12 protein-coding genes, 1 tRNA gene and 1 pseudogene are annotated in these 13,598 nt (G+C 68.3%); 12 read left to right on the top strand and 2 right to left on the bottom strand.

What is annotated here, in order from left to right; genetic code table 11:
• The first annotated feature begins 9 nt into the window (after positions 1 to 9).
• The 12 genes and pseudogenes from OG444_RS21455 to OG444_RS21400 all read left to right on the top strand — a co-directional run bounded on the left by OG444_RS21455 (position 10) and on the right by OG444_RS21400 (position 11,619).
• The gene (locus tag OG444_RS21455; RefSeq protein ID WP_327263707.1) at positions 10 to 1,428 is read left to right on the top strand and encodes a DUF6177 family protein; all 1,419 of its coding nucleotides are present in this window, start codon (positions 10 to 12) and stop codon (positions 1,426 to 1,428) included.
• A 118-nt stretch (positions 1,429 to 1,546) separates the two neighbouring features.
• On the top strand, positions 1,547 to 1,879 hold the full coding sequence (locus OG444_RS21450; RefSeq protein ID WP_327263706.1) for a hypothetical protein: 333 nt from the start codon (positions 1,547 to 1,549) through the stop codon (positions 1,877 to 1,879).
• Positions 1,880 to 1,954: 75 nt separating this feature from the next.
• Complete coding sequence (locus OG444_RS21445; RefSeq protein WP_327263705.1) at positions 1,955 to 2,266, top strand: pore-forming ESAT-6 family protein; 312 nt, start codon at positions 1,955 to 1,957, stop codon at positions 2,264 to 2,266.
• Positions 2,267 to 2,347: 81 nt separating this feature from the next.
• Positions 2,348 to 2,797 carry a DUF6507 family protein gene (locus tag OG444_RS21440; protein ID WP_327263704.1) on the top strand — a complete coding sequence of 150 codons (450 nt, stop codon included), beginning with the start codon at positions 2,348 to 2,350 and terminating at the stop codon, positions 2,795 to 2,797.
• On the top strand, positions 2,794 to 5,817 hold the full coding sequence (locus OG444_RS21435; RefSeq protein ID WP_327263703.1) for a hypothetical protein: 3,024 nt from the start codon (positions 2,794 to 2,796) through the stop codon (positions 5,815 to 5,817). Before OG444_RS21440 ends, OG444_RS21435 begins: the two co-directional genes overlap by 4 nt.
• A gap of 70 nt (positions 5,818 to 5,887) precedes the next feature.
• Positions 5,888 to 6,679: an immunity 49 family protein gene (locus OG444_RS21430; RefSeq protein ID WP_327263702.1), complete on the top strand. Its 792-nt coding sequence runs from the start codon at positions 5,888 to 5,890 to the stop codon at positions 6,677 to 6,679.
• Between the two features lie 139 nt (positions 6,680 to 6,818).
• Positions 6,819 to 7,547 (top strand): annotated as a pseudogene (locus OG444_RS21425) (immunity 49 family protein).
• A 49-nt stretch (positions 7,548 to 7,596) separates the two neighbouring features.
• The gene (locus tag OG444_RS21420) at positions 7,597 to 8,463 is read left to right on the top strand and encodes an immunity 49 family protein (RefSeq protein WP_327263701.1); all 867 of its coding nucleotides are present in this window, start codon (positions 7,597 to 7,599) and stop codon (positions 8,461 to 8,463) included.
• 342 nt (positions 8,464 to 8,805) lie between these two features.
• Complete coding sequence (locus OG444_RS21415; RefSeq protein ID WP_327263700.1) at positions 8,806 to 9,285, top strand: immunity 49 family protein; 480 nt, start codon at positions 8,806 to 8,808, stop codon at positions 9,283 to 9,285.
• 30 nt (positions 9,286 to 9,315) lie between these two features.
• The gene (locus OG444_RS21410; protein ID WP_327263699.1) at positions 9,316 to 10,176 is read left to right on the top strand and encodes an immunity 49 family protein; all 861 of its coding nucleotides are present in this window, start codon (positions 9,316 to 9,318) and stop codon (positions 10,174 to 10,176) included.
• 115 nt (positions 10,177 to 10,291) lie between these two features.
• Complete coding sequence (locus OG444_RS21405; RefSeq protein WP_327263698.1) at positions 10,292 to 11,152, top strand: immunity 49 family protein; 861 nt, start codon at positions 10,292 to 10,294, stop codon at positions 11,150 to 11,152.
• A gap of 170 nt (positions 11,153 to 11,322) precedes the next feature.
• Positions 11,323 to 11,619, top strand: coding sequence for an Imm49 family immunity protein (locus OG444_RS21400; protein ID WP_327263697.1), 297 nt, complete (start codon positions 11,323 to 11,325; stop codon positions 11,617 to 11,619).
• A 17-nt stretch (positions 11,620 to 11,636) separates the two neighbouring features.
• Here the strand turns inward: OG444_RS21400 and OG444_RS21395 are convergent.
• Positions 11,637 to 11,710 (bottom strand) — tRNA-Thr (locus OG444_RS21395).
• Positions 11,711 to 11,976: 266 nt separating this feature from the next.
• Positions 11,977 to 13,545: an alpha/beta hydrolase gene (locus tag OG444_RS21390; RefSeq protein ID WP_327263696.1), complete on the bottom strand. Its 1,569-nt coding sequence runs from the start codon at positions 13,543 to 13,545 to the stop codon at positions 11,977 to 11,979.
• Between the last annotated feature and the right edge of the window lie 53 nt (positions 13,546 to 13,598).

The following is a 13,598-nucleotide window of genomic DNA, read 5'->3' as shown; positions in this document are numbered from 1 at the left end:
CACGACCACATGACCAAGGACGTCATAGCCCTCACCCAACGGATGCCCGAGCCGTGGGCGGTGCTCGCCGGTCTCCTCTCCGGAGGCCCGGACAAGCTGGTGAACGCGACGGGCGAGGGAGCGGTCATCCAGCTCTGCGACGAGCAGGGACGGCCGCTGGTCTCGATCGAGGCGCCGATGCTGGTGCAGGTCGAGGGCGAGGCCGAGCGGCTGCTCGGGGCCACCCCGCCGCGCGTTCCGTACTGGTGGACGGAGGCCCGCGCCACCACCGGTGTCCCCGACGCCGTGCGCCTGGCCGGGACCTTCGCCGCCCGCCTCGCCTCCCTGGCCGGGGGGACGGCCTGGCCGCCGGAGGCGACGCGGTCGGTGAGCGTGGTGAAGACCGACGGGGTCGGCGTCGCGCCCACGCCGGCCGCCGCGCAGCCCGCCGTCGACGTGCTGACCCCCCACGTCGCCGTGGTCATCATGGACCGCCCCGTCGTCGCCATGACGGCCTGGCTCTCCGACGCCTTCCGGGCCGCCGCGGCGGCCGAGCGGGGCCTGCAGGTCGTCACCCCGCCCGGGACCGTGCTGTCCCCGGCGGTCCTGGCGAACATGCCGGAGTGGCCCTCGCGGTGGGTCGTGCAGGACGAACGGGAGGGCTACTACGACGGGCTCTCGGGTGCGGTGCTGCGCTGGCAGGAGGGCATGTTCGCCACCGTGGTGTCCGAGGCCGCCACCGAGGAGGACCCGCAGACCCCGGTGGCCGCCGCGTACAAGGAGGTCACCGAGACCCCCGAGCGGCAGCTGGCCATCACCTTCCGCACCATCCACCCCGCGGACGACCGGCTGGTGCTGGGCGGAGCCCTGGAGACGGTGTGGCGCGAGCTGACCGGCCGGCCCCCGGCGGGCTGGGGCACGGCCGAACCGGCGAACCTGCCCTGGTCGCCGGGCCGGCTGACGGACGTGGCGTTCGCGCGGGCCCCCGAGCCGACCTGGTTCGTGGTCGTGGGCAGCCCGGAGCGGCCCGGCCTCGCCACGGTGCGGGTCAGCCGTACGAAGGCGGGCGTGGAGGAGACCGTGACGCTGGCGCTCGGCTACGGCGCCGACGAGGAACCGCCGCTGGACGCCCTGCCCCGTACGGCGGAGGCACTCGCCACCCGCCACCACCTCCAGTCGATGCTCGTACAGCTCCGCAAAGCGCGCCGCGATCTGCTGGTACCGCCGCGCTTCGAGGGGCCGGGCGTGCCGCTGGCCTTCGTCCTGGGCTCGGAAGAGGTCCGGGGCATGCCGGACGACCGGGCCCGGCGGACGCCGCTCGCCCAACAGCCGGTGCGGCTGGGGCCGAAGACCCGCCCGGCGTACTACTACCCGCTGCCGGGGGATCCGTCGGACCTGTCTGGCTGGGCGGACTTCGAGCGGCTCGTGAGCCACCTCAAGGGCGTGTGAAGGTTGTCTGGCGGTTTGTCATAGACCAGTCACAACCGGGCCGTTGCAGGTTGCAGGAGCGATGTAAGTTGATAAAAATGAACATACTGACGATCGATCGAGTGTGCGGGGGAGTGGGATGAAGTTCGACATGGGGACGCAGGTTCTGACGAACCTGATGTCGGGGTCGCGGAATTCGAATACGGATCTGGGGTCGCTGGTCAAGCAGCTGGTGGCTGCGGCGCAGCCGCTGGAGGGCAAGTTCCAGGGGCAGGGCAAGGTGGCGTTCGACTCGTTCAAGCTGCGTGCGGATGCCATTGCGAAGGAGCTGAACGCTTCGCTGGCGGCGATCCTGGGTGGTCAGTCGGGCATGGAGCAGGCGTTCGGTTCGGGTGATCAGGAGCAGGGTGAGAACGCCCGTCAGCAGCAGGGTGCGGCGAACTTCGACGCGGCGCGTTTCCGGGGCCGCTGAGCCCGCAGGTTCCGGGCCTTCCGGACCTTCCGGTTTGTCTGGATTGTTGTCTTCTTCACGGGGAGTGTGGTTGTGATGTCGGGTGGGACGGATCGTCGTGCGTATGACGTGGGTGCCTCGACGGAGGTGCAGGGCGGTATCAAGGCGGTGATCGGTCAGCTGGACACGGTGATCGCGGCGCGTGAGGCGCAGGTGGCGGCTGCGATGTCGGACTTCACGGCGGAGGGTGTGGCGGATGACTACCACGCCAAGGAGCTGCGGTGGAAGAACGCTTCGCAGGAGGTCAAGAACATCATCCAGCTGTTGAACACGACGCTGGCGAAGAATGACGCGACGGCGCAGCAGACGTTGCAGCGGGCGCGGACCGCGGTCAACAACATCGGCTGAGCAGGATCGTTTCAGCCGGTCGGTGGGTCGGCAGGTCAGCGGGTCGTAGGACTGTAGGGGTAACACGGGGGTGGGTCGTCGGTGACGTCGTGGGATATCAAGCCGCAGGGTGTGCAGGGCCACTTGAAGACGGTCGGTGGGAATGCCGGTGAGCTGGAGACGGCGTTGAACACGTTGCTGACGGCGATGTCGGAGGCGGCTCAGGCGGCGGGGACGGCTGTTCCGGGTTCGCAGTCGGGGATGACTCCGCAGGGTCCGCTGGCTCCGGGTGCGGGGCCGGCTCCGGGTTCGGCTTTTGTGGCGCCGCAGAAGGCGATGGGGCCGGTGGCGGCTGCGCTGGGTGAGTATCTGACGGCGCGGAAGCCCGAGTTCAAGTCGATGGCGGAGCGGATCGAGGCGTGTATCCGTGGTGCGGTGCTGGCGACGAACGAGTACCTGCAGGGTGATCTGGACCAGGCCAAGGAGGCGCAGGACGCTGCGCGGTCGGTGAATCTGGACCTGCTGCGTGAGAAGACGGGGGAGAAGAAGTGAGCGGGGGCGCGCCGGTCGATCCGGCTGAGATACCGGTTTTCACGGGTGATCTGGCGGTGCTGGACGAGAAGGTGAAGCTGATCTCGTCGGGTGGTGCCACCGTTTCGACGAAGGCCTCGGACGTCCATACCAGTTTTGGTGGGTTGCAGGCGTTCTATCAGGCGCCGGAGGCGGATCAGCTGTTCGCGACGACGAAGCCGGTCCAGGATCTGGGTCTGAAGCTCAGTTCTGACATGTGCACGATCGCGGGTGCGCTGGGGACGTACTCGCGTGACGCGGCTCCGATCATCAAGAAGCTGGAGAGTCTGCGGGCGGAGGCGCAGGCGTTCCGGGAGAAGACGGAGAAGGAGGACAAGTGGGCCGAGGACGGCGATCTGATCGACGAGAACCTCGAGCGGCGTAACAAGGTCGCGGAGGTGTGGGAGGAGTTCCACGCGGTGGAACGGGCCGCTCACGCGAAGATCGTCGCTCTGGTCAACGGGAAGCCGTTGCGGGTGAACGACGGCTCCAACGCGGCGGACATGTACGGGTATGACGCGGAGGCGTTGAAGCAGGCGAAGTCCCTGCCGTGGGGTGATGCGGTGGAGGAGTCGATTCCCGGGTGGCAGGTCTGGGAGCATGCCTGGGAGTTCGGCAAGGGCATCGTCGTCGACGGTATCTGGGGAACCCTCAAGGGTCTGGGCGGTCTGGTCGGCCTGCAGGGCTGGGATGTGTTCAAGCAGTCCTGGACGGGCCTTGCCAAGCTCGGTACCGGTCTGGGCATCGCGATGATCCCGGGTGTGGGCCCGCTGTTCATGGCGGCTCCGGACGACAAGCTGCCCTCGTGGCTGCGTGACTCCCGTACCGCGATGAAGGAGACGGGCAAGGCGCTCCTGGCGTGGGACCAGTGGGGTTCGAACCCGGGTCGTGCGGCGGGTGCGGTCACGTTCAATGTGGTGACCACGGTGTTCACCGGTGGTGCGGGCGGTGCGGTCTCGGGTGCGGGCAAGGCGGGTGCGGTCGCCAAGACCCTGTCGTTCGCGGGCAAGGCCGGCCGGGCGATCGACCCGATGACGTACATCTTCAAGGGCGCGGGCGCCGGTTTCTCGAAGATCGGTGATGTGATGGCCGGTCTGAAGGGCATGGGCAAGATCGAGACGCCGAGCATCAACCTGGACGGCGCGATCTCCCTCCCCGAAGGCGCCGTCATGCTCCCCGACGGCGTCATCCACCTCCCCTCCGGTACCGCTGTTCCGGACGGGGCGATCAAGCTGTCCGACGGGAACATCAAACTCCCGGAGAACACCACCACGTTCCCGCCGAACACGGTCAAACTGCCGACGCCCGACGGCACCACGAAGTTCATGGACATCGAAGGCAACATCTACAAGGCCGACGGGTCCCTCGAGCAGAGCGGCAAGAACTCCACCCAGGAGCCCTCACCGGACACCAACGCGGGCGCGGACCTGCCGCGCACCGACGCCCCGAAGACCGACTCCCCCGCCACCGTCAGGGTCCCCGAACTCGCCGGCGTCGCCGCCCGCGGCGGCGACAACCCCATCCACCTCACCTCCGACATCTCCGGCCCCGTCCACACCATCGACAACGCCGCCCACGGCGCCGACAACGTCCCGGGCAGCCACGCACCGAAGGTCGACTCCCCCTCCACGGTCAGGGTCCCGGAACACGAACTCGCCGGCGTCGCCGCCCGCGGCGGCGACAACGGCATCCGGCTCGACTCCGGCCTGTCCGGCCCGGTCCACGCCATGGACAACGGCGCCCACGGCCCGCGCGGCATGGACAACACCCCGGGCGGCCACGCCCCGGACAACATGCCACGGAACGACCTCAACAACCCCGGCAGCACCCCCCGCCCGGACTCCCCGTCCCCGACGGGCGGCACCCACCCGGACACCCCGGGCTCCGGAGCCACCCGCCCGGACGGCCCCGGCGGCACAGGTAGCCACGGCGACGGCCCCGGCGGCACGGGCGGCACCCACCCGGACACCCCGGGTACCGGCGGCACCCACCTCCCTGACGCCCCCGGCACGGGCGGCAGCCACACGCCGCCCCCGGGACCGGCCCCCCTCGACGATGCCACCCGCGCCGCCAACCGCGCGGAGTACGAAGCTGCGCGCGAAGTCCCGCCGAAGGAGCGGACGTCCGCGGAACGGGCTGCCATCACGCGCGAACACGTGTGGCGGGTCAACAACGACCCGGTCTGGCGCGCCGAGCACTACGACAAGTGGGGCCCCGGATACCGCAACAATGCCAACGAACTGGTCGACCGCCAGCTCCTTCCGATCCTCACGCAGAAGTCGGACGGCAGCTGGATCGCCAACAGCGACATCCCCTATGCCGACCCGGAGAGGTTCCACCTGACCCCCCTGGAACGGGGCCGGGACACGGTCGCACCGGACGACCTGACGCACCTCGACAAGGTTGCGGCCAAGCGCTACGCGTGGATGGAACTGAACAAGGCCCAGACGGCATTCGACGACGCCGTGACGCCTGAGACCACCCAGGCACTGGCCGACGCGCAGAAGAACTTCGACAAGATCAGCGAAGGTGCGGCCAACAACAGCAAGATCGGTGAGGCCCTCGGCGAGGAGGCTGCCCGTCGGCACCTGCTCCAGCAGAAGGAGTTCGAGGGAGCCAAGGAAGTCGACGACCCCCCGCTGCCGGAGACGCCCAACGGCTCGAAGAAGTTCGACCAGCTCTGGCGTGACAAGGACGGCAACCTCGTCATCGTAGAGGCGAAGGCCCCCAACGCAAGGCTGGAATGGCGCCAGAGCAACACCCACCCCGTTCACGGCGACCCTGACAACCTCATGATGGTGAAGCAGGGAACCATCGAGTATGTCCGTACGGTCGTGGCCGACATGAAGGGCCGTGCTCTTACCTCGCGTGGCGATGCCAAGTACGCCAAGGAGATCGCCACGGCCCTCGAAAACGGGACGCTGCGGTATGTCCTGGTCCAGGCAGTCGAAAACACCGGCAAGTATGCTGGCGCCAAACTTGAGTACTTCAACATTTTTTAGGAGAAGTGCGTTGGTCTCGATCATCACCCGTCACTCTTTCCCCACGGAGCACGCAGAAGAGGGCATCGCCGTGCTTCAGGAGGATGCAGATGAGCTGATCGAGGGGTTGGAGGAACGCGTCACCAGGCTGGGTGACGCCCTGACCACCACGCTCATCCTGGCGAAGGGCCGTTGTCTGCTGGACCCACAGGCCGCGATCTTCCCCACATGGGATGCCTGGGTCAAAGCGATGCAGGTCGGCTCCGCGGTGTTCGCCACAGCGGCTCCCCCCGGGGAAACCGTCCAGTGCCGCATCGCTCACAAGGACCGCACGCTCCAGACCACAGGCCCCCAGTGGTACACGACTCCCGGTACCTGGCTCGATGCCTTCTACCTGGCGTTGGTGTGCCGCGAGCGGGACAGGATCACCGCCCTGTGCCAGGTGCCCCTGTCCCTGCTGCGGGAGAACGGTCGCGCCGACGACCACGTCTTCGCCTGGATCGACACCCTGCAGACCTATTGGACCGGCGGTCCGGAAATCAGCCATAAGCTTGTGGCGGCTGTGGACGGCACCGCACCGGAGGTCGCCCGCGACCCCGAGACGGCCGGACGGCTTGCGTACCCGCCGATGGAGATGTTCCACCGAATCCTGCGCAACGACCAGGCCGGCTTCAACCAGGCCCTTGCCACAGCCCTGCAGTGGCACAAGGACTACTGGAGCAGCGAGGAGAGCCGTGCCATCGACGCCGCCGGCCTCGTCGCCCTCGCCCCGCTCGCCATGGCCTGCATCGCCCACGACGCCGGCATCGCGATCGAGGTGGAATCCGAGTACCTGCCCACCGTCCTGGTGACGCGCAACTGGTGCGGCGAGTTCCCCACGTGAGGCATACATAGCAGTGAGGGTGCAGCGCCAGGACTATGAGAAGGACAAGCTGGCGGCCGTGGTTCCCGTGCTGGAGCGGTCGCTGTCCGGATCGCTGGAGACGATCGAGACGTCCCACCGCACCAGAGCATCTGCGCTGATGACCTCCCTCAACGTTGCGCGCATTCGATGTGTCGGCGACCCGGAGGCCGTGCTCCTCGAAACCTGGGAATCCTGGCTGCTGGCCATGCAGGTGTATTCGGCGGTCTTCGCTGCGGCATCCACCGACCAGGGATCGGTCACGTGCAAGATCCGTCAGGAGGAGCGGCAGCTGGATGCCACCGGCCCGCAGTTCTACCTGAACCCCGGCACGTGGGTCGACGCCTTCTTTCTGGCGTTGATCTGCCGGGAGACCGCACGTCTGGACATGCTGGCGCGGGTACCGGTGTCTTTGCTGCGCGACTGTGGTGGCATGGCCGACGACTACGCGTACGCCTGGGTGGAGACCCTCCAGAGCTTCTGGCTCCGCCGCGACGACCTGCGCACGCACCTGGTGCGCGCCGTGGACCTAAGTGCTCCCCAGCACGCCCGGGTTCTCGACACGGAGGAGATGGGCAAGCTCCAGTATCCGCCGATCATGATGCTCTACCGCTTCCTGCGCAAAGACGCCGCGGGCTTCAACGAGGCCTTGGCCGACGCTGTGCGCTGACACAAGGAGTACTGGACCGCCGACGAGGACCGGATGCAGAACATCCACGGCGTCGTTGCCATCGCCCCGCTGGCAGTGACCTGTCTGGCCAAGGCCAACGGCATCCCGGTCGAGATCGAGACTGACTACCTGCCGCAGGCCCTGCTCGACTTCAGCTGGCACGGCGAGTTCGACGCCTAGAACTGCGAATCCACCGGAGGCGCGCACCTGCGCCGCAAGTAAGGCACACATGACCATCGCCATCGGACGCCACGCGTTCCCCACGGACAACCTGACCGAGGCCATCGCACCGGTCGTCAAGAGTGCCCAGGAGGCGCTTGCGGGGCTCGCGACGTCCGAGGACGACCGGCACGACGCTCTGACGCTCACACTGGCCGCGGCGAAGTGGCACTGCCTGACGGACCCCATCGCGGACCGGTTCACGACATGGGAAGCCTGGATCCTCGCCATGCAGGCCGGAACCGCACTGTTCGCCGCAGGCCGGGCCACCGAGGGCACCGTCACCTGCCGGATCGGGGTCAACGGCGAAGAACGTGAGCTGCCGGCCACCGGCCCACAGGAGTACCTGCACGCCGGGAACTGGCTCACCACCTTCTACTTGGCCGCGATCTGCCGTGAGAACGAGCGGGTGAACCAGCTGGCGCAGGTCCCCCTCTCATTCCTCCAAAGGTCCGATGCGGAGTTCGACGAGTACCTCTACACCTGGGTGGAATCCCTCCAGAACCGGTGGTTCGGCCGGCAGGAGACGTGGGACACCCTGGTCCGCGCTGTCAACGGTACGGACCCGGCGAACGTGCGGATCGCAGACAAAGAGCTGATGCTGAAGATCCTGTATCCGCCGCTCAATCTCTTTCACCGCTACCTGAGCCAGGAGAGCGAGCTGTTCAACGAGGCTCTGGCCGAGGCCCTCACATGGCACAAGGAGTACTGGACCGCGACCGAGGCGCGCGCGAGGAGCGGTGAGGGTCTGGTCGCCCTCGGGCCGCTCGCCATCGCCTGCATGGCCCATGACGCCGGCATGCCGATCGAGGTCGAGTCCGAGTACCTGCCCAAGGAACTGCTGGAATTCGGCTGGGCCGGCGAAGTCGACGCCTGACCACCGCCAACCCCACTGCCTGCAAAGCCTTCCGTGACGCCCACAGCGGCGCCACGAGGGTTCTGAAGCGCGACCTGCTCGCCATCAAGGAGGCCGAGTGAAGCGTCACCCCATTCCCGCAATCGACGAACACGCCATGGCACGCCTGGCCGGGCAGTTCGGGACGAGCATCCAGAACCTCGACGCCTCGCCCTCGATCGTCGGCAGGGCTTTGCACGAGGCACTCCTCCAGATGCAGGTCCACCAGGCCCTGAACCCGACCGGCAACCGCTTCGGAACCTGGGACACCACCGTCTCCGCCATGCAGGTGGGCACGGCAGCCTTCGCCGCCCCCTCGCCGTCGTGTGCCGGGAAGAGGACAGGATCACCGCTCTGTGCCAGGTGCCCCTGTCCCTGCTCGGGGAGAACGGTTCGCGCTTCGAGGAGTACCACTACGCATGGATCGACACCGTGCAGACCTACTGGCTGGGCGGCCCCGACCTGGTACCGAAGCTGGTGGCAGCGGTTGACGGCACCGAACCGGATGCGGTCGCAGATCCGCAGATGGTCGGCGCGCTGATGTACCCGCCGATGGAAACGTTCCACCGGTTCATCCGCAAGGACAACAGCGGCTTCGAGCGGGCGCTCACTGATGCCCTGGAATGGCACAAGGAGTACTGGAGCGAGGAGAGCCGGGCGTTCCAGGCCTCGGGCTTCGTCGCGCTCGCACCACTTGCCATGGCTTGCCTCGCCCACGATGCGGGCATGCCGGTCGAGGTCGAGTCCGAGTACCTGCCCGCCACCCTCCTCGGCCGCAACTGGTGCGGCGAGTTCCCTACGTAGGGCACACATGACCATCACCGAGGAGCAACCATGACCGTGATCGTGCAGCGCCAGGACTATCAGAAGGACAAGATGGCGGCGGTGGTTCCCGTCATGGAGGAATCGGTCTCCGAATCGCTGGAGCAGATCGAGACCTCCCACAGCTCCAGGGCGGATGCCCTCATGGAGTCGCTGAACGTCGCCCTCGTCCGCACGGTCGGGGACTCCAGTGCCGTCATGCTGGAGACCTGGGAGTCCTGGCTGCTGGCCATGCAGGTGCACTCGGCCGTCTTCGCCGCCATCGCTCCGGACCGGGAGACGGTCACCTGCAAGATCCGCGAGGAGGAACGCCACTTCGCCACCACCGGGCCGAAGCCCTACCTCAACGCGGACACCTGGCTCGACGCCTTCTACCTCGCGGTCATCTGCCGTGAAGCAGCCCGCCTCGACATGCTGGCCCGGATCCCGGTGTCCCTGCTGCGCGACTTCGGCGGCACGCTGGACGAGTACACCTACGCCTGGGTGGAGACCCTCCAGAGCTTCTGGCTCCGCCGTGACGACCTGGGCACCCACCTGGTGCGCGCCGTGGACCTGAGCGCTCCCGAGCACGCCCGCGTCGTCGACGCGGAGGAGATGGCCAAGCTCCGCTACCCGCCGATCATGATGATCTACCGCTACCTGCGCAACGACCCCGCCGGCTTCAATGAGGCCCTGGCCGACGCCGTCCGCTGGCACAAGGAGTACTGGACCGCCGACGAGGACCGCGCCCACAACATCCTGGGCGTCGTGGCCATCGCCCCCCTCGCGATCGCCTGCCTGGCGAAGGCCAACGGCATCCCGGTCGAGGTCCAGACCGACTACCTCCCCGAGGCCCTCCTGGACTTCGGCTGGCGCGGCGAGTTCGACGCGTAGCCCCCCGCCCGGCCGGCCTCACTCCACCCGTTCACTCGCCCTGCCACGAGATCCCGGATGCTCCGGATCCAGGCCGCCCGTACCGGCGATTCGACATCAGCAAGGGGACTCTTCCGTGACTGTGACCGTTGCCAGCCACCTCGAGGGCGGGCCTGAAGCGGCCGAATTCGCCTCGCGGTTGAGCGCAAGCGTGGCGCGCCGTATCGACCGTCTCGAGGTATCGGCTGACGCGATCGACTTCGCGTTCAGCACCGCTGTCCTGGCCCTCCAGGCCCACTGCGTGGCCGAACCGGAGGCCGACACCCTCGAGTCGTGGCAGGCCACGGTCAACGCGATGCAGTTGGGCTCGGCACTGTTCGCCGTGACCGGCACGAGCGATGGGACCGTGGAGTGCTTCATCAACGGGAGGATGCGCACGCTCAAGGCGATCGGCCCCCAGCCGTACGCCGATGCGGGCAACTGGCTGCTCGCGTTCTGGCTGGCCGTCATCTGCCGTGAGCAGCGCCGTATGACCGAGCTGTGCGAGATCCCGCTGGAAAGCCTGCGCTCGCCGGAAGGCGAGTACGACGAGCTCTACTACCACTGGGTTGACGTCCAGCAGACGTACTGGCTCCGACAGCCGGGCCTGGTGGACAAGCTCATCGCCGCGATCGAGGCGTCGGACCCCGAGGTCGCACGCAGGCTTCCGCGAGATCTGCTCCAAGGGCTGATCTATCCGCCGATCAACCTCTTCTACAACTTCGTGCGCAAGAACGAGGAAGGCTTCGGCCCGGCCCTGGCGGAGGCGCTGAACCTCCACAAGGGGTACTGGACGCTGACCGAGGAACGCACCGAGGACATCGACGGCGCGGTCGCCTTGGGCCCACTGGCCATGGCCTGCCTCGCCTACGACGGGAAACTGCCGGTCGGGGTCGAATCGCCCTTCATCCCGAAGTACCTCCTCGAGCACGGCTGGCTCGGCGAATTCCCGACGTGACGGCTGTGAACGTGTCCCGGCAGGACAGTCCCACTGCCGCCTTGTAGACAGTCGTTTCTGTCATGGACAAGCCCTAGGCCGTCGAGACCTCGCGCAGCTTCAGGAGCCGTCGCTGACGACGTCCTTTGAACCCCGTGCGCATCCGCCGCATCGGAAACCCGGATTCGGTCATGCTGGAGACCTGGGAGTCCTGGCTGCTGGCCATGCAGGTGCACTCGGCCGTCTTCGCCGCCACCGCTCCGGACCGGGAGACGGTCACCTGCAAGATCCGCCAGGAGGAGCGCCACCTCGTCACCATCGGCCCGCAGACCTGCCTCACCGCGGACACCTGGCTCGACGCCTTCTCCCTCGCGGTCATCTGCCGTGAGGCAGCCCGCCTCGACATGTTGGCGGCGGTCCCGATGCGACGGCCAAGCTCCGCCACCCGCCGGTCGGGGCATGAAAAAGCCCCAGGTCACGGCGAGTGAGTCCTGGGGCTAATCCGAGCCGCCTTCGGGATTCGAACCCGAGACCTACGCATTACGAGTGCGTTGCTCTGGCCAACTGAGCTAAGGCGGCACCGCTGGTCAGACAAGTATTCCCTCGAAGAGGTGCTCTCATCAGCAGCGGCGCCAAGTCTACAGGGTGTGGACGGGTGCCCCGAACCAGGTTTCGCACGGGTGGGACACCCGTCGCGCATTCGAGCGTTTACGCCATATTTGCGCGGTCCCGCCGCCAAGCCCGACGCGGGCCCCTCAGGTGCGCCGGCGTCTGCTCGGTCGGGCAGCCACGGGTGCCCGGCATCCGTGCGCCGGAGGGACAGGCACCCGGCCGCCGCGGCAGGCTCAGCACTTCTTGCCGTCCTGCGGCGCCTTGCCCTCCAGCAGGTAGCGGTTGATCGCGGTGTCGATGCAGTCGCTGCCGCGGCCGTACGCCGTGTGGCCGTCGCCGTCGTAGGTGAGGAGGGAGCCCGAGTCGAGCTGGCCGGCCAGTGCCTGCGCCCACTTGTACGGGGTCGCCGGATCGCGGGTGGTGCCCACCACCACGATCGGCGCGGCGCCCTTCGCGGTCAGCCGCTTCGCCTTGCCCGTGGCCTTCTCGGGCCAGTACGTGCAGTTCAGCCCGGCCCAGGCCAGGCCCGCGCCGAAGACCGGCGAGGCCTTCTCGAAGGAGGGCAGGGCCGCGTCGACGGCCTCCGGGCCGCTGAAGGCCGGGGGCTGGTCCAGGCAGTTGACCGCGGCGTTCGCGGACATCAGATTGGCGTACTTGCCGTCCGCCTCGCGCTCGTAGTAGCTGTCGGCCAGGCTCAGCAGGCCCGCTCCGTCGCCGTTCATCGCCGAGGTGAGCGCCTCGCGCAGCTGCGGCCAGGCGCTCTCGTCGTACAGCGCCGCGATCGCCCCGGTCGTCGCCAGGGCCTCCCCCACCGGGCGGTTCGGATCGCCGCTCGGTACGGGCTGCGCGTCGACCTTCCGGAAGAACTCCTTCAGGCGCGCCCCCACCGCGTCCGGGCCGCCCTTGCCGAGCGGGCAGTCGGTCTGCTTCGCGCAGTCCTTGGCGAAGGCGGTGAAGGCCGTGTCGAAGCCCGCCGTCTGGTCCCGGTTGAGGTCGAGCGCGGCCCGTTCCGGGTCCATCGCCCCGTCCAGGACCAGCCGGCCGACCCGGTCCGGGAACAGGTCCGCGTACGTCGCCCCCAGCAAGGTGCCGTACGAGGCCCCGACGTAGCTGAGCTTCTGGTCGCCGAGCACCGCGCGCAGCAGGTCCATGTCCCGGGCGGCGTCGACGGTGGAGACGTGCGGCAGGATCCGCTTCGAGTTCGTCCGGCAGGCGTCCGCGAACTCCTTGAAGGCGGCCACCAGCTCGGCCCGCTCGGCCGGATCGTCCGGTGTCTGGTCCACCTGCGTGTACTTGTCCATGGCCGGGCCGTTCAGACACTCCACGGGGCTGCTGCGCTCCACCCCGCGCGGGTCGAAGGAGACCATGTCGTACTGGGCCCGGACCGCCGCGGGATAACCGATGCCCGCGTACGCCTGGAGGTAGCCGATTCCTGATCCGCCCGGGCCGCCCGGGTTGACCACCAGCGAGCCGAGGCGCTTGCCGGGACCGGTCGCCGCACGGCGCGACACCGCGATGTCGACGTCCTGGCCCGCGCCCGGGTTCCCGTAGTCCAGCGGGGCCTTCATGGTGGAGCACTGGAACCCGGGGACACCGCAATCGCGCCAGGTCAGCTTCTGCGCGTAGTACGGGCGCATCGCGGCCCCGTCCGGGGCCGGCTGCGCCGACGGCGCGGCGGACTCCGGTGAGGTGGACGCGGCGGCCCGGGGTTCCCCCGACCCGCCCGAGGTGCACCCGGAGAGCAGCAGCCCGGCAGCTGCGATCACGGTTCCGGTGGTGCGCAGCAGGCGACTGGTGTCCATCTATGGAGCGTACGTCGTGTCGGGGGACGCCCGGGGGCGCCCCGGGACCGGAC

It is taken from the genome of Streptomyces sp. NBC_01232 (genome assembly GCF_035989885.1).
GTDB lineage: Bacteria > Actinomycetota > Actinomycetes > Streptomycetales > Streptomycetaceae > Streptomyces.
The sequence above is the reverse complement of the archived record's forward strand: the minus strand, read 5'-3'. Positions and strand labels throughout refer to the sequence as shown.